Source organism: Oceanobacillus sp. FSL W7-1309 (assembly GCF_038002145.1).
Taxonomy (GTDB): domain Bacteria; phylum Bacillota; class Bacilli; order Bacillales; family Amphibacillaceae; genus Oceanobacillus; species Oceanobacillus profundus.
This window is the reverse complement of record NZ_JBBOBX010000001.1, coordinates 2,565,742-2,580,848: the sequence shown is the minus strand read 5'-3', so window position 1 is coordinate 2,580,848 and position 15,107 is coordinate 2,565,742. Positions and strand designations below refer to the sequence as shown.

Sequence of the window (15,107 nt, the reverse complement as noted above, 5' to 3'; positions counted from 1 at the left end):
TACTGGATTTCCTTTTGGAAAGTCAGCAAGTATACCCACCTGGAATGAGGAGGGTATTTTTTATGTTGAAAATACGTGATTTGCATGAGGTGCCAGTACTTTTTGAACTGATGTCACATCCAGATGTATTTCCCTATGTTAGACATAAAGCAGAAACAAGCGATGAATTTTATTTCCTTACGAAGATGACAATCGAAGCCGAAGAAAACGGCGAGCTCATTTCTCGTACCATTGTCGACGAATATTTACAGCCAATCGGCACAATCAATTTATTTGATATTCAGGATAATCACGGGTTTTTAGCAACATGGATTGGCCAGCCCTACTTCGGAAAAGGTTATAATAAACAAGCAAAAGAGCAATTCTTTGATTTATTATTCTTCACCTATAATATTGAAGGTATTTTTATGAAGGTAAGAAAGACAAATATACGTTCCATGAAGGCAGTTTTAAAATTACCCTACGTTGCTTTAGCTAATGAAATTTATTCTGATGTTTACAATCAAATTAATCCGGAAGAAGACATATATGATTTATTCGTCATTACAAAAGATCATTATGTGTCTTATCAACAATTCAGATCGATGGAAACAGAATCTACAGATGAAGAAGTTTCCTAAGGAAGCATATTTTGATTCATTTTGGGCATCCTAGTAGTAAAGTGAGGGATGTCCATGCCAAGGTTAAGACCAGGTCAAAGTGAGAAGTTTCTCAATAAAACACAAGAAGTTCTTTACCAAAAGGAATTCAAGCATGCAGACCGTATTTACAAACAGTTGTCACAAAGAGGAAACCGAAGCTGACTGCTTTGGTTTCCTTTTTGTTCAAAAGGGTTACGAAGCTTAGTGCAATTTAATATTTTATTGCTTCTGTATCCATCGCAATCCATTTTTTTAACTTATTAACCGCCTCTTTTTTTGCTTCCTTTTTTCTTCTGCCAAAGCCATAACCGCAGATAATATCTGTTGAAACTAATTCAGCTACCGCCTGCCAAATTTGTTCTTGCTTTATATTCCAAGCATATAGAATGACTGTATTGTTTTCTTCTTCCAGTATTTCTATAGTATCTACCGGGAATATTGCTTGTATTAGCTTTATTTTCGTTTTACTCGTTATCATTGGATGATACAAAATCATGCAGCCTAAATTCATGATTATCCCCCCCTTTGTTCTCCTTTGGAACATTTTACTATATGTTACATTACCGAACAAGGAATCCATCTCTTATCTCACGTAACCGTGATAGGATTAAAGTTAGCTTAAAAGTAAAGAACGGAATCCTAATCTATAATGCAGAGTGTGATAAAAATGAGTCTTGAACAAATTGCATATAATATTAAATTTTTTCGTGATCAGCATAACTGGACACAACAAGAGCTAGCAGATAAATTAATGATATCTCGTTCTGTCGTTACAAAATGGGAAAACTCGACAGCTACTCCCGATATAGCTTCATTAATAAAGCTCAGTAATGTATTCGATGTATCACTTGATCATTTAACAGGGAATTATTCGTTTCGTAATGACTTATTAAAAGACTTTAAACGAATATATAGTTCAAAAGACAAACCCTTTGATGATGAGATTGTTGAACTAATGGAATACATCATGATACACCCCATGTTTAAAGAACAAATATATAAGCTAAAGAAGTTACCAATTAAAAAGCAACTATCTGTGCAACAGCTATTCAGTAATTTAATCGATCAGTATGAAAAGCTTTAAAAGAGACTAGAATTTGAATTCAGTCTCTTTTTTATTGCACTTTTTTAGTTATATCTGTTATACTACTTATATAACAGATATAACTATTAGAGAAAGGGTGCTAATTGAATGTGTTTATAAACTTAAATTTAGAATCCAGTGAACCGATTTACATTCAGCTACAGCAGCAAATTATTGAAGGAATAGCTAAAAAACAGCTTCAACCTGGAGATGCGTTACCTTCTGTTCGATCATTAGCAGCAGATATTGGCATCAACCTGCATACAGTTAATAAGGCTTACCAGCAATTGAAACAAGACGGGTTTATTTTGATTCACCGACAAAAAGGTGTCGTTATTCATCCGGATGGGGTTCCACAGGCAGATGAGGAATATAGACAAGAGCTAAAAGCTAAGCTCCGTCCCCTTATAGCCGATTCCATATGTCGAGGGTTAAGCGAGGTTGAGTTTAGTCATTTAAGTAAAGAACTGTTTCAATTATTCAATGAAGAGGAAGGTGAAAAGAATTGAATGGTTTTCTTATTATTATATTTCTGCTTATTCTAATTCCGGTATTTATTTCTACTATGTTTATCCCTTTCTGGACGCGTAAAACAGAAAGCTTTGGGGTAACAATTCCAGAAGAAATTTACCAAAGCGTAGAATTAAAGCAAATGCGAAAACGATATATGCGAATTACTGGGATAAGTGGATTCATTGTAACGGCAATATTTTTATCCATAGGTGCTTCCATTAAATTGGACGAAAATATGTTTAGTTTATTATTCAGCGTCCTAATCTTTGGATATCTTATTAGCTCTTTTATCATTTATTTAACCTTTCATCGTGAAATGAAATCGCTGAAGAAAAGGAAACAATGGGGTATAGAAAAATCACAGCAGGTTTTTGTTAGCATCCAATTCCGCTCCCAAAAGCTTAATCATTCCAATTTATGGTTTCTTCTTTCTTTTATAGCAATAATCGGGTTGATCGTCCTGACATTACAATCGTATCACCAAATTCCAGATAGAATCCCACTACAATATAATTTTGCCGGAGAGGTTACGAACTGGGCAGAAAAATCATATAGTTCTGTTCTTATCTTACCGATTATGCAATTATATTTAACCCTGCTTTTTGTCTTTATCAATACCATGATTGCAAAAGCAAAACAACAAATTAATGCGGACACACCTGAGGAATCAATGCGGAAGAATGTTATTTTTAGGAGGAGATGGTCTGCTTACATTATTATTACTGGGATTGCATTAACACTGTTATTCTCGCTTATTCAATTGTCTCTCATCTATCCAATAAATCAGCAGTTGTTAATTATTATTCCGCTTGCTTTCAGTATCGCGTTGACATTAGGAGCTATCATACTTTCGGTTACAACTGGGCAAGGTGGCAGCCGCATAAAAAATAATTCAAATGCTTCAACCGATGGCGCAATAATGAATCGGGATGATGATGCACATTGGAAGCTTGGGATATTTTATTTTAATCGGGAAGACCCTTCACTTTTTCTTGAAAAACGATTTGGTGTCGGCTGGACAATCAATTTGGCACGGCCGCTCGCTTGGATTATTTTCTTAGGCATTATTGGGCTGGCAGTTATTATCCCTTATTTGCTTGGAGCTTAATGTAACTATCGGAGGTGAATTAATGCAAGCAATTATTGAATCTATTAATTGGAGTATCGTTGCTCCTTTTATCGTCATTCAAGGTATTTTAATGATTGTTGCTATTCTTGACTGGGCAAAAGCGGATGATTTTCGCGGTGCGAGATGGCTTTGGTTTTTTATTATCGTTATTTTAAACACAATTGGCCCAATTATTTACTTTATTTTCGGAAGGAGACGGTGATCGATGACCTTGCTAACCGTTAACAATCTAGCAAAAACTTACGATGGAAAGACTGCAGTTAACAATATAAGCTTTGAATTTGAGTATGAAAAGTGTATTGCACTCATCGGACCAAATGGCGCAGGTAAAACAACAATTCTCCGCACACTTGCGGGGCTTCTAAAGCCTTCAGAAGGGACCATTCGCATTTCTGATGTGGCAAGTAACGATGATGTTCGAAAATATATTGGCTATCTGCCCCAATATCCTGTATTCCATCCATGGATGACAGGTATGGAATTTTTAGTTTATAGCGGACAACTCGCTTTTCTTTCAAAAAAGGAGGCAAAAAGTCGTGCAGAGGTACTACTTGAGAAAGTAGGTATTGCCGATGCAAGGAACATGCGAATTGGGAAATATTCTGGTGGAATGAAGCAGCGCCTTGGAATTGCTCAAGCAATTATTCATAAACCAAAGCTACTAATACTGGATGAACCCGTTTCATCACTTGATCCAATTGGTCGTCGAGAGGTTCTTACATTAATGGAAGAATTAAAGAAAGAGATGTCTATTCTTTTCTCTACCCATATTTTAACTGATGCAGATGAAGTAAGTGATGCGTTATTACTTTTACATCAGGGAAATATTGTAGAATCTGGGTCGATGGCAATGTTACGGCAAAAATACCAGACCTCAACGATTGCGTTAGAATTCGAGAGTGATTTGCCTAGTTATCAAGCCAAAGTAAATGCTCTAGAAAGTGTTTCAGGTAGTCACGTGGAACGAAACGTTCTCCAAGTTAATGCAACAGATATTGCGATCGCACGACAGGAGATTCTTGCTACTGCTGCAAAAGAAAACTGGGAGCTCGTAAACTTTAAACTTAACCGCGCTTCACTTGAGGATATGTTTATGAAAGTGGTGAATAGCTGATGCAATGGATGACACTTTTTAACAAGGAAATGATGGAAAACTGGCGTAATAAAAAATGGATTTGGGTACCATTAGTATTGATTTTACTTGCCATTTTAGATCCGATTTCTAATTATTATTTACCGCAAATTATTGAAGTGGTTGGTGGTTTACCAGATGGAGCGATTATTAATCTCCCTGAATTTGCACCAGCTGACGTTGTGATGATGAGTTTAAGTCAGTTAAGCAGCCTAGGTGTGTTAGTGATTGTACTGATGGCAATGGGAACAATTGCGAGTGAGCGAAAAAGCGGTGTTTCTGAATTAATACTTGTGAAGCCTGTCTCCTATCGAAACTATATTACCGCTAAATGGGCAGCATTGCTTGCTCTTGTTTGGGCTGCACTGTTCGTTGGCTTACTTGCAAGCTGGTATTATACGAATATTTTATATGGTGATCTTTCTTTTAAAAGTTTTTTGCTTATTTTTATTTTCTATGGACTGTGGCTTACTTTTGTTATTTCAATCGTCATTTTTTACAATACATTAGTAAAAACTCCTGGCCTTGTCGCATTTCTATCTATTTTGACGATAATGGGAATGAGCATTGTGACACAAATATTCGGGCACATTCTTGAATGGAGCCCAAATAATTTATCAAGCTATATCTATGAAATGGTAATCGCTGGTGAAGTTTCATCTGATCTTGCAGCTACCTCGGCGATTACGATTGCGTTCTCCCTCATCTTGCTAATTGCTTCGATATTTACGTTTAAGGCGAAGGAATTGGCTGGTTAATTGCTGCAGAGGTGTACGGAAGTGCCATTGGATTGATCGATGGGTGGGTTTTCAACGGATGGTGCTTTTAATTTTGAGGATGGTGCTAGTTTCATTCGGGATAGTGGTTTATTCTGTGGAATGGTGTCTTAATTGAGCGGAGTAGTGCTTTATTCTACGTTATGGTGCTTTATTTGAGCGGAGTGGTGCTTTATTCTACGTTATGGTGCTTTATTTGAGCGGAGTAGTGCTTTATTCTACGTTATGGTGCTTTAATTGAGCGGAGTAGCGCTTTATTCTACGTTATGGTGCTTTAATTGAGCGGAGTAGTGCTTTATTTGATTGATATGCACGATGGTACTATTGGTTTGACAGTAGCAATTTATTCAGGGCAGAAAGGACTGGCGAGCCAGTCCTTTATTTTTTTTATTTTGTACTTACAGTTGTTACTCTTCGTATCAATAAGAATGAAATGAGATAAATTACAATGCCTATGCCGAAAATTTGCAGGAACAAGGTTAGCTTTAAATCTGAAAATAAATCGGTAAAAAAGTCAATTAACCAACCTTGTGCAATCCCAACAAATAAGATAATCACTTCAATCCCGACAACAATTCCTCCCCCTAACAGTCCATATCTATAAAATATCAGACCAGTTAAGAACATTACAGTTAGAAAAAGAAACATTACGGACATATCAATAATTACTCTATTAACCCATGTATCTTCCATGAGCTGTGCCACGTGCATAAAACCAAATGTATGGAGATTTGTTACATCAGTAAAATATAAAATAATCGTGTGTAGCGTATTTGCAATTACTGCTTTCATTAAAGCTATTGCAGCAAAAAACAGACCAAGACTTATAAATAAGTTCTTTCTCGTTGCGCCCATCTTTAGAGCAAAAGGAATACTTTCTCTTACTGTAATAAACCCTAAAATACCACAATATACGTAGATGAATTGAAACATGAAGTAGAGACTACCATCTTCCACCCCAAGTAAAAAGTAAGAAATCGTTAATGAAACGCCTAGTATACCGAGTAAAATTGTCCAGAAAATCATCAGTGAGTAGCGTATATCCGTTATAAAGAAATAAAGTAATCCATTTATCTGCCTGCCCATTTTAAGCACCCTTCTTTCTTTCTGTTAAATAAATCATTAACTCTTGGATTGGAATACCTTCCACTTCTAGTCCATGCACTTTTGCATCTGATGCCGTTCCATAAACGTATGCAGTCATTACTCCTGCAAGTCGCTTTCGCTCAATTACTTCCTTACCTGCTAGGAATCCTTCAACTTTCTCAATGCTTCCTGAAACGGAGATTGCGTTATCACGAAGTGTCTCCGCCTCTTCTTGTAAAACCAGTGACCCTTCTCTTAAAATAAGTACTTCTTCAAACAGCAAGCTCACTTCATCAATTAAATGGGTGGAGAAAATAATCGTTCGCTTTTCTGTCTGATATTCTTCTAACATAATTTCGTAAAATCTTTTTCTTGATGGTGCATCAAGTCCGATATACGGTTCATCAAAGATTGTAATTGGAGCTTTACTTGCAAGGCCAACTGTAATACCTAAAGCCGATTCCATTCCTTTGGAGAGCGTTTTTACTTTTGCATTTAAGCTTAAGTTATATTCCTGAATCAAGTCCTCTGCTAGTTCTTGATCCCAATTTGGGTAGAAATACGAATATATTTTAAGGACATTTTTAATCTTTAAATCCTTTTTAAAGTTGTTTCCCTCTTTAATTAAACAAATCGATTCGGTTAGTCGCTGGTTATCGAACGGATTCTCTCCATCGATCAAAATCTCACCACCGCTTGGTAATATCTGTCCAGATAGAATATCCATAAATGTCGTTTTACCAGCACCATTTCTCCCGAGTAATCCATATATTTTTGGCTCATCTAATGTGAAAGAAACATTGTTCAGAGCAGCTTTTTCTTTATACTTTTTAGATAGATTTTTCACTTCAATCTTCATTTGAAGTATCCTCCCTTTCCACCATTTCGATAAGTTCCATTGCACTAATACGTAGCTTCTCCGCCTCACTTTTTAGGGGAAGCATGTAATTTTCATAAAATGACTTCTTTCGCTTTTCAATTAAGATTTGCTGTGCATCTTCGGTAACAAACATCCCAACACCCCTCCGTTTAAATAGAATGCCCTCTGCGACAAGCTCATTGATTCCTTTTGCTGCAGTAGCTGGGTTAATCTTGTAATAAGCTGCAAATTCATTTGTAGATGGAACACGTTCTTCTGCTTTTATCGTTTCATTTATGATGGAATCCTCTAGCTGTTCTTTAATTTGAAGGAATATTGGCTTACTATCATCTAATGAATTTTTCATATTCAGTTCCTTCCTATTTGGTTAATTACTTATGTAACTAACCCTATAACTAATGAACATTTTTGTCAATAGTTTTTTGAAAAAATAAAAAAACAGCCTAGCAAGTGCTAAACTGTTTTAAGTCTTATATTGTATCCAACTGGACCTTAATCCTCACCAATCTTCTTGTCTTCACTCTTTGGGAGTCGTCCTGCTTTTTTTACGGATTCCCGAAGCAAAAATTCTACATGACTGTTGACGCTTCGAAACTCATCCTTTGCCCATGACTGGAGGATATCATATAATTTGGGGTCTATCCGCAATGGAAAGTTCTTTTTTTTAGCCATAAATACCCCCTCTTTTATTGATATAATGAACCAGTATTGATCACTGGCTGCGTCCCATGATCTGACACAATCGCAACGAGTAAATTATTAATCATCGCAACTCTGCGCTCCTCGTCTAAGTCAACAATCCCCTCTTTTTCAATTCGCTCAATCGCATCCTGCACCATTCCGACCGCACCATCAACGATTTGCTTACGTGCAGAGATAATTGCACTTGCTTGCTGGCGCTGCAGCATTGCCTGAGCAATTTCTGTTGAGTAGGCAAGATGTGTCAATCGTGCTTCAATCACTTCAACGCCAGCGACTTTCAAACGATCCTGGAGTTCTACTGTTAATTCATTCGATACTTCTTCTGCATTCCCACGTAGTGTAAGCTCAACATTTTCAAACGTATCATACGGGTACTTTGTAGCAACCGCTCGAATAGCTGTTTCACTTTGAATTTCGACAAACTGTTCATATTTATCAACATCAAAAACCGCTTTTGCTGCATCCACTACTTTGAACACAATAACTGCAGCTATCTCAATCGGATTCCCGTTCACATCATTTACTTTCAAACGATTGCTATTAAAGTTTCGCACACGTAGTGAAATGGTTCTCCTCACTGAAAATGGAATCGTTACTACAATACCTTCTCGTCGTATTGTCCCCATGTACTTACCGAGAAATATAACGACAACCGACTGATTAGGCTGCACAAGCGTTATTCCACTGCCTAAGGTAACAGCTAAGATTAAGCAAATTCCACCTAGTACAAACTGTTCTTGAACAAAACTGAATACTGTACCTGCCAAAAGCAATGCAACGAGAAGAATACCGATGAAGCCATTTATCATCCAAGCCTTTTTCTCATGAATCATATTAACACACCTTCCAAAATGATTTTATTTTTATATTAATATGATATCATTTTTGTATTAAATTGTAAATTAAAATGTCAGAATAATTAACTAGCAGCATTAATTATATTTGAAATCGGATCCTTTTTAGGTATTACAAAATAACCTCCACCGTCTGTATAAATGACCAGATCGCCGAGCGCCGCAGTCGAATAAATTAGAGCATTTACACTATATAAATTGTCAATCACCTGGTCTACTGGATGTCCATAATTATTATCTTTACTATAGGTAAGAATAGCTATCTCAGGATTGACTTCTTGTAAAAATTCTAATGATGAGCTTGTCTTTGACCCATGATGTCCAACTTTTATTATTTCGGATTCAACATCATAATCTTCCATTATTTTTTTCTCCTGTTGTTTCTCTACATCACTCATTAATAAAAAATCCATCTCCTTATAGGAAACCTTTAATACAATCGATGACTTATTATTGTTTTTAAATTTTTCATAGGCATTCCAGATTTCAATATTAATCAGTGGATCAATTTCAATCGTGTCATTTTTTTCTGCGATTTGAACTGGGATATTCTGTTTTCTTATTTCCGATATATATTTAGCAAAAGTTCTTGTTGGATGAAGCTTTCCCGTATCGAGAATTTCATTGACAGTGACAGCTTTCATCACTTCCGGAAGACCCCCAATGTGATCCATATCTGGATGTGTTGCAACTAATAAATCTAATTCATCAATACCTTGGCTTTTTAAGTACGAGATGATCTTTTTCCCAGACCCGGGTGGCCCGCCATCAATTAGAATTGTTTTATCTAAAGGCGTTTCAATTAGAATACTATCTCCTTGACCAACATCAATAAAATGCACCTGCATATCTGGGGTATCTTCACTATAACTATTATTAGGATAAGCAATTAGGCAAATATGAATAATGATAATTACTGATAGCCATCTTTTCATAAAAAACATCCTTTTTTCGCTGTTTGTTATAGCTTTTACGAATGTTCATATGTTATTAGCTTTTTATTGTAGGGATATTTTGGGTTGAATATTAGTATTGAAGGCTGCGACAACAGTGTTTTTATCACTTGTTACAGCAAAAATAACGCGGTCTGAGCATTTTCGAATTACGGTAAAATAACTTTATTCTGGAAAGATTATTAGGAAAGGATGGATTCCTAGACACAGCCTAATGTAGAATCGTGGTTCTGAGTTACCGAATGGCCGCGGTTTCTTTTTATTCGGGCACTCATCTCCTTTATGTGTTACCGAATTACCTCGATTTTTCTTTAAACGGGCACTCATCTCCTTTATAAGTTACCAAATGGCATCGTTTTCTCTTTATTCGGGCACTCATCTCCTTTATGAGTTACCGAATGGCCTCGATTTCTTTTTATTCGGGCACTCATCTCCTTTATGAGTTACCAAATCACCTCGATTTTCCTTTATTCGGGCACTCATCATCCTTATGTGTTACCAAAATTACCTCGATTTTTCTTTATTCGGGCACTCATTCATCTCCTTTATGAGTTACCGAATGGTCTCGATTTCTTTTTATTCGGGCACTCATCATCTTTATGAATTACCAAATTACCTCAATTCTCCTTTAATAGGGCACTCATCATCTTTATGTGTTACCGAATGTCCGCGTTTTCTCTTTATCTGGTCACAGGTCTCTCCATCTGGGGTCACAAGATCTTATACCACGGGTAACTGGTCCGCACTTTCAAATAGTATAAAGCAGTTAAATTTAATTCCCTAACTTACATAAACGAAAAAAACCCGCTGCAAACACGCAGCGGGTTTCACTTAAGCTATTACTTTTTCTGAACGACAATCTCCTGATCAACAGCATCGACATGCACATTATCGACTGTTTCTTCTTCTAGAATTAAATCTGTTAATTTATCTTCAATTTTATCTTGGATGACACGACGTAATGGTCTTGCACCGAATCGTACATCATAACCTTGTTTAACGAGCTCTTGCTTCGCTTCATCTGAAATTGTAATGTGAATATTATTTTCTTCAATCGTTTCTTCAAGATCTTTTAGCATTAAATCTACAATTTTTAATAGATCTTTTTCTGCTAACTCATTAAAGTTAACAATTGCATCGAAACGGTTCAAGAATTCTGGTTTAAAGTAGTCACTTAGGTTTTCCAATGTTGATACAGATTCATGACGATCACTGTTAAAGCCAACATTGACTGATTTTACTCCAGTTCCTGCGTTACTTGTCATAATAATCACAGTTTCTTTGAAGCTGACCTTTCTGCCATGTGAATCGGTCAAATGACCATCTTCCATAATTTGCAGGAACATATTCTGTACGTCTGGATGTGCTTTTTCAATCTCATCCAAAAGCAGGATAGAATATGGATTACGGCGAACACGCTCAGTTAGTTGTCCTGCCTCTTCATGACCAACATAGCCTGGAGGTGATCCAATAATCTTAGACACAGCGTGTTTTTCCATGTACTCACTCATATCAAGACGAATCATCGAGTCACGCGTACCAAATAATTCTTCTGATAATACTTTTGTCAGTTCGGTTTTCCCTACACCAGTTGGTCCGACAAATAAGAAGGATCCAATCGGGCGATCTTTCGCTTTTAGTCCTGCACGACTACGGCGGATTGCTTTAGCAACTTTATCAACTGCTTCATCCTGACCAATTACTTTCTTACGCAGGTTTTCAGCAATATTTTTCATTTTTGCTTGTTCATCTGCTTGCATTTTCGTTACTGGGATGCCTGTTTTCTCTTCTACTATTAATTGAATATCTGAGATGTCGACATCCAGTACTTTTTCACCGTCTACGGCTTTTTCAACTTGCTTTTGTAATTGAATTTCCTGATATCTTAGATTCGCAGCACGTTCATATTCTTCTTTTTCTGCCGCTTCTTGCTTCTCTTTGACTACCTCATCTAAACGTTTCTGCAAGGAATCGGAATCTTTTTGGGCATTTGCCAGGTTTAGACGTGATCCAACCTCATCCATCAAGTCAATTGCTTTATCTGGCAGGAAACGATCTTGAATATAGCGACTTGATAGTGTCACAAATGCACGAACAACCTCATCTGAATATCGAACTTCATGGAATGCTTCATAACGATCTTTGATTCCATTTAAGATTTGAATAGCATCTTCTTGCGAAGGTTCATTGACCATGATTGGCTGCAAACGGCGTTCTAGTGCCGCATCCTTTTCAATTTGACGGTACTCTTTCAATGTCGTAGCACCGATTAATTGCAGTTCACCACGAGCTAGTGCCGGCTTTAGGATATTTCCTGCATCCATTTGGGAACTTTCTGCAGTCCCAGCACCGACGATTAGATGAATTTCATCGACAAACAAGATAACATTTTCACGTGCTTGCAATTCTTCAATCAGTTTTTTCATACGTTCTTCAAATTGACCGCGTATTCCTGTATTCGCTACAAGTGAAGCAACGTCAAGCAAGTAAATTTCTTTATTGAGCAGCTTCGCAGGTACATTGCCTTCTACAATTTTAACTGCTAGTCCCTCTGCGATTGCTGTTTTACCAACACCTGGTTCCCCGATAAGAACCGGATTATTTTTTGTTCTTCTATTTAAAGTCTCAATAACTCGTTTAATTTCTTTATCACGGCCGATTACAGAATCAATGCTACCAGCACGTGCTGCATCATTTAGATTTTTTGCTAATTGGTCAATCAAGCCATTCCCTTTGTTTGCTTTTTGTTTTGTTTGTGTTCCCGTTTTGCTTGCTCCATTACCTTGGAAGAAGTTATTTGAAAATGCTTCATTGAAATCCCCGAACGGAGAATTTGAAAAGAAGTCATTTGAATTCATCATCTTTCCTTGAAGCTCTTGGAAACATGTAGCACATAAGTGCATTTCCACTCGCTGATTATTTATCTGCATTTGCGCATTTATATTTGCTTCATTTGTTCCACATTGTTGACATTTCATTTTCCATTCCTCCTTGGAAATATTCCATATCGTTCTCAGGTTTGACTTTGACTATCTTTGACCTTAACTACATTATACTCTGACCTTTTTTGACTTTCAAGTGTTTTGATAAATTTTTTTATAAAAAGTGAAAAATCCCGACTAGTTATTAGTCGAGATCGTTGGGTATACTTTATTTAACAGCTTCCCTTTGGCGTAATTCAACACGTCTGATTTTTCCGGAGGTTGTTTTTGGAAGCTCGTCCAGAAACTCAATTTCCCTTGGATATTTATATGGTGCTGTTAATGCTTTAACATGCTCTTGTAATTCTTTGACCAATGCTGTTTCGTCATGATCTATATTATTTTTTAATACGACAAATGCTTTGACAATACTTCCTCGAATCTCATCCGGACTTGCGACAACAGCACATTCCTGAACATATGGATGTTTGACCAAAGCATCTTCCACCTCAAATGGACCAATCGTATAGCCAGAGCTAATTATAATATCATCGCTTCTTCCCTCAAACCAAAAATAGCCATCCTCATCTTTGCGTGCCCTGTCTCCAGTGATGTAGTAATCTCCACGGCGAGAATGCTTTGTCCGCTCTATATCTTTATAGTACTCTCTGAAAAGAGCTGGACTATCTAATTTCACAGCAATATCACCAACTTCATTCGTTGAGACTGGTTGACCTTTGTCATCAACAATTTCCACATCGTTACCTGGAGTTGGTTTGCCCATGGAACCAGGTTTCACTTTCATTCCTTTCATTACTCCCAATAGTAATGTGTTTTCAGTTTGACCATAGCCATCGCGAACTGTGATATTGAAATACTTGCGGAATACATCAATAACCTCCACATTCAATGGTTCACCAGCAGATACAGCACTTGTTAAATCCGAAAGATTATATTTGCTAATCGTATCTACTTTTGCCATCATTCGATATTCTGTTGGCGTACAGCACAGGACATTGATTGCTTGCTTCTCTAAAATGCTTAAATATTTTTGTGCATCAAATTTTCCGTGATAAATAAATCCAGTTGCCCCTGTACCAAGCACAGATAAAAACGGAGTCCATATCCATTTCTGCCAACCAGGCCCAGCCGTTGCCCATACTCTATCTCCCTCTTTAATAGAAAGCCAGTGCTCTGGAGCCGTCCTTAAATGCGCATAGCCCCAACCATGTGTATGAACAACACCTTTTGGACTTCCTGTTGTACCAGAAGTATAGGAGATAAAAGCAATATCATCCTTTGTTGTCGATGCAATCTCTAGTACATCAGATTGTTGTTCTCGTAGTTCATCTAAAAAATAAAAATCATCCCGGGTCTCACCAACCACAAATTTGATTAGCTCATCATACTCCTCAATATCCTTATATTGTTCTACGTAAGGGTAATAGCTAATTATTCCACGCACTTCACCATGGCTTACACGGTATTGCAAGTCTTTTGTTTTTAGCATTTCAGAGCTTGGAATAACAATAACCCCGACTTTGATTGCTGCCAAATATACTTCATAAGCCTCGATTAGTCGAGGTACCATTATAAGTACTTTATCTCCTTGCCTTAGTCCTTTTTCAAGAAGGGCATTACCTATTTTATTAACGTTTTTCATTAATTGTTCATAGGTCACTTCTTTTGTATGACCTGTTTCATTTTCCCATATTAGTGCTGTTCGTTCTGTATTTGTAGCATGCTTTTCCATCTCCATTACAATATTATAATCTGTTGGCGCGATTAGGTCTCTCCGATTCACCATGTATCCCCTCCCACAATAATTATTTTCATTGTAACAAATAATTAAGAATATTTATATAAATAAAAACTAAGGATTTCTGTTTATAGTCCATTCTTCTTTGAGTAATCCATAAACAGTCCTGTCTAGGTATTCACTGTTTAAATACTCAAAGTTGCGAATAACTCCCTCTTTTTTGAAACCTAAGCGCTCTGGTATTGCTTTGCTTTTCGTGTTTTTTGATGCTACATTGATTTCAATCTTTCTTAGTTCTAAATCCATAAATGCATGATTAATAAGCTTTTGACAAGCGCAAGTAACCAGTCCTTTTCCTGCATAGTCATCTCCCAGCCAATACCCGATTTCAGTTTTTCTCGCAGTCCAGTCAATATATAAATACCCTATCGAACCGACGAGTATTTCATTGTACCAAATACCTGCCCAATACCCATTGTTTTCGGATAGTCTTTTCAGTGACTTTTCTATGAATAATCTTGTGTCTTTAATATTGTTTGTTTTTGCGGGGAATGAGAGCCACTCCCCTATACTGTCACGGCTTCCATCAATAAGATGATATAATGCTTCCGCATGCCTTGGTTCAAAGATGGAGATATAAGTGTCCTCATTAATGATTGCCTTATACATAAAGCATA

The 15,107-nt window shown here is 36.9% G+C and carries 18 protein-coding genes; 8 read left to right on the top strand and 10 right to left on the bottom strand.

Annotated features, from left to right (window positions below; translation table 11 throughout):
• The first annotated feature begins 62 nt into the window (after window positions 1–62).
• Window positions 63–620 (top strand): GNAT family N-acetyltransferase, encoded by a 558-nt coding sequence (locus tag NST46_RS12470; protein ID WP_095313640.1) that lies wholly within the window; start codon window positions 63–65, stop codon window positions 618–620.
• Between the two features lie 48 nt (window positions 621–668).
• Window positions 669–803 carry a YfhE family protein gene (locus tag NST46_RS12465; RefSeq protein WP_338045041.1) on the top strand — a complete coding sequence of 45 codons (135 nt, stop codon included), beginning with the start codon at window positions 669–671 and terminating at the stop codon, window positions 801–803.
• Window positions 804–852: 49 nt separating this feature from the next.
• Here NST46_RS12465 and NST46_RS12460 read toward each other — a convergent pair whose 3' ends face one another.
• Window positions 853–1,152 carry a hypothetical protein gene (locus tag NST46_RS12460; RefSeq protein WP_118890396.1) on the bottom strand — a complete coding sequence of 100 codons (300 nt, stop codon included), beginning with the start codon at window positions 1,150–1,152 and terminating at the stop codon, window positions 853–855.
• A 156-nt stretch (window positions 1,153–1,308) separates the two neighbouring features.
• Between NST46_RS12460 and NST46_RS12455 the strand changes: the two genes are divergently transcribed.
• The 6 genes from NST46_RS12455 (at window position 1,309) to NST46_RS12430 (ending at window position 5,257) form a co-directional block, all read left to right on the top strand.
• Complete coding sequence (locus tag NST46_RS12455) at window positions 1,309–1,725, top strand: helix-turn-helix domain-containing protein (RefSeq protein WP_158586312.1); 417 nt, start codon at window positions 1,309–1,311, stop codon at window positions 1,723–1,725.
• A gap of 110 nt (window positions 1,726–1,835) precedes the next feature.
• Window positions 1,836–2,234, top strand: a complete 399-nt coding sequence (locus NST46_RS12450; RefSeq protein ID WP_340003071.1) for a GntR family transcriptional regulator — start codon at window positions 1,836–1,838, stop codon at window positions 2,232–2,234.
• The gene (locus tag NST46_RS12445; protein WP_340003070.1) at window positions 2,231–3,346 is read left to right on the top strand and encodes a DUF1648 domain-containing protein; all 1,116 of its coding nucleotides are present in this window, start codon (window positions 2,231–2,233) and stop codon (window positions 3,344–3,346) included. Before NST46_RS12450 ends, NST46_RS12445 begins: the two co-directional genes overlap by 4 nt.
• Before the next feature lie 22 nt (window positions 3,347–3,368).
• On the top strand, window positions 3,369–3,569 hold the full coding sequence (locus tag NST46_RS12440) for a PLD nuclease N-terminal domain-containing protein (RefSeq protein WP_095313649.1): 201 nt from the start codon (window positions 3,369–3,371) through the stop codon (window positions 3,567–3,569).
• A gap of 3 nt (window positions 3,570–3,572) precedes the next feature.
• Window positions 3,573–4,481 carry an ABC transporter ATP-binding protein gene (locus NST46_RS12435; protein ID WP_251661631.1) on the top strand — a complete coding sequence of 303 codons (909 nt, stop codon included), beginning with the start codon at window positions 3,573–3,575 and terminating at the stop codon, window positions 4,479–4,481.
• Window positions 4,481–5,257 carry an ABC transporter permease gene (locus tag NST46_RS12430; protein ID WP_095313652.1) on the top strand — a complete coding sequence of 259 codons (777 nt, stop codon included), beginning with the start codon at window positions 4,481–4,483 and terminating at the stop codon, window positions 5,255–5,257. The genes NST46_RS12435 and NST46_RS12430 overlap by 1 nt, the downstream gene beginning before the upstream one ends.
• A 405-nt stretch (window positions 5,258–5,662) precedes the next feature.
• Here the strand turns inward: NST46_RS12430 and NST46_RS12425 are convergent, their stop codons facing one another.
• From NST46_RS12425 to NST46_RS12385, 9 genes are all read right to left on the bottom strand, one after another.
• Window positions 5,663–6,361 (bottom strand): hypothetical protein, encoded by a 699-nt coding sequence (locus tag NST46_RS12425; protein WP_095313654.1) that lies wholly within the window; start codon window positions 6,359–6,361, stop codon window positions 5,663–5,665.
• A 1-nt stretch (window position 6,362) separates the two neighbouring features.
• Window positions 6,363–7,220 (bottom strand): ABC transporter ATP-binding protein, encoded by an 858-nt coding sequence (locus NST46_RS12420; RefSeq protein WP_341137296.1) that lies wholly within the window; start codon window positions 7,218–7,220, stop codon window positions 6,363–6,365.
• The gene (locus NST46_RS12415) at window positions 7,210–7,587 is read right to left on the bottom strand and encodes a GntR family transcriptional regulator (RefSeq protein ID WP_095313658.1); all 378 of its coding nucleotides are present in this window, start codon (window positions 7,585–7,587) and stop codon (window positions 7,210–7,212) included. Before NST46_RS12415 ends, NST46_RS12420 begins: the two co-directional genes overlap by 11 nt.
• A 146-nt stretch (window positions 7,588–7,733) precedes the next feature.
• Window positions 7,734–7,913, bottom strand: coding sequence for an Arc family DNA-binding protein (locus tag NST46_RS12410; protein ID WP_095313660.1), 180 nt, complete (start codon window positions 7,911–7,913; stop codon window positions 7,734–7,736).
• 14 nt (window positions 7,914–7,927) lie between these two features.
• Entirely contained in the window at window positions 7,928–8,773 is an 846-nt protein-coding gene (locus NST46_RS12405) for an SPFH domain-containing protein (protein WP_205126998.1), read from the bottom strand.
• An 89-nt stretch (window positions 8,774–8,862) separates the two neighbouring features.
• Window positions 8,863–9,732 carry a ComEC/Rec2 family competence protein gene (locus NST46_RS12400; RefSeq protein ID WP_341137295.1) on the bottom strand — a complete coding sequence of 290 codons (870 nt, stop codon included), beginning with the start codon at window positions 9,730–9,732 and terminating at the stop codon, window positions 8,863–8,865.
• Between the two features lie 857 nt (window positions 9,733–10,589).
• A complete protein-coding gene (locus NST46_RS12395; protein WP_341137294.1) occupies window positions 10,590–12,728 on the bottom strand; it encodes an ATP-dependent Clp protease ATP-binding subunit in 2,139 nt (712 codons plus the stop codon).
• Between the two features lie 172 nt (window positions 12,729–12,900).
• Window positions 12,901–14,475 (bottom strand): acyl-CoA synthetase MbcS, encoded by a 1,575-nt coding sequence (gene mbcS, locus NST46_RS12390; protein WP_341137335.1) that lies wholly within the window; start codon window positions 14,473–14,475, stop codon window positions 12,901–12,903.
• Window positions 14,476–14,544: 69 nt separating this feature from the next.
• On the bottom strand, window positions 14,545–15,099 hold the full coding sequence (locus NST46_RS12385; RefSeq protein ID WP_341137293.1) for a GNAT family N-acetyltransferase: 555 nt from the start codon (window positions 15,097–15,099) through the stop codon (window positions 14,545–14,547).
• Between the last annotated feature and the right edge of the window lie 8 nt (window positions 15,100–15,107).

Coding starts and splice junctions, on each gene's coding strand:
- NST46_RS12470 (WP_095313640.1), top strand. CDS start 63: ATGTTGAAAATACGTGATTTGCATGAGGTGCCAGTACTTTTTGAACTG.
- NST46_RS12465 (WP_338045041.1), top strand. CDS start 669: ATGTCCATGCCAAGGTTAAGACCAGGTCAAAGTGAGAAGTTTCTCAAT.
- NST46_RS12460 (WP_118890396.1), bottom strand. CDS start 1,152: ATGAATTTAGGCTGCATGATTTTGTATCATCCAATGATAACGAGTAAA.
- NST46_RS12455 (WP_158586312.1), top strand. CDS start 1,309: ATGAGTCTTGAACAAATTGCATATAATATTAAATTTTTTCGTGATCAG.
- NST46_RS12440 (WP_095313649.1), top strand. CDS start 3,369: ATGCAAGCAATTATTGAATCTATTAATTGGAGTATCGTTGCTCCTTTT.
- NST46_RS12435 (WP_251661631.1), top strand. CDS start 3,573: ATGACCTTGCTAACCGTTAACAATCTAGCAAAAACTTACGATGGAAAG.
- NST46_RS12430 (WP_095313652.1), top strand. CDS start 4,481: ATGCAATGGATGACACTTTTTAACAAGGAAATGATGGAAAACTGGCGT.
- NST46_RS12425 (WP_095313654.1), bottom strand. CDS start 6,361: ATGGGCAGGCAGATAAATGGATTACTTTATTTCTTTATAACGGATATA.
- NST46_RS12420 (WP_341137296.1), bottom strand. CDS start 7,220: ATGAAGATTGAAGTGAAAAATCTATCTAAAAAGTATAAAGAAAAAGCT.
- NST46_RS12415 (WP_095313658.1), bottom strand. CDS start 7,587: ATGAAAAATTCATTAGATGATAGTAAGCCAATATTCCTTCAAATTAAA.
- NST46_RS12410 (WP_095313660.1), bottom strand. CDS start 7,913: ATGGCTAAAAAAAAGAACTTTCCATTGCGGATAGACCCCAAATTATAT.
- NST46_RS12400 (WP_341137295.1), bottom strand. CDS start 9,732: ATGAAAAGATGGCTATCAGTAATTATCATTATTCATATTTGCCTAATT.
- NST46_RS12395 (WP_341137294.1), bottom strand. CDS start 12,728: ATGAAATGTCAACAATGTGGAACAAATGAAGCAAATATAAATGCGCAA.
- NST46_RS12385 (WP_341137293.1), bottom strand. CDS start 15,099: ATGTATAAGGCAATCATTAATGAGGACACTTATATCTCCATCTTTGAA.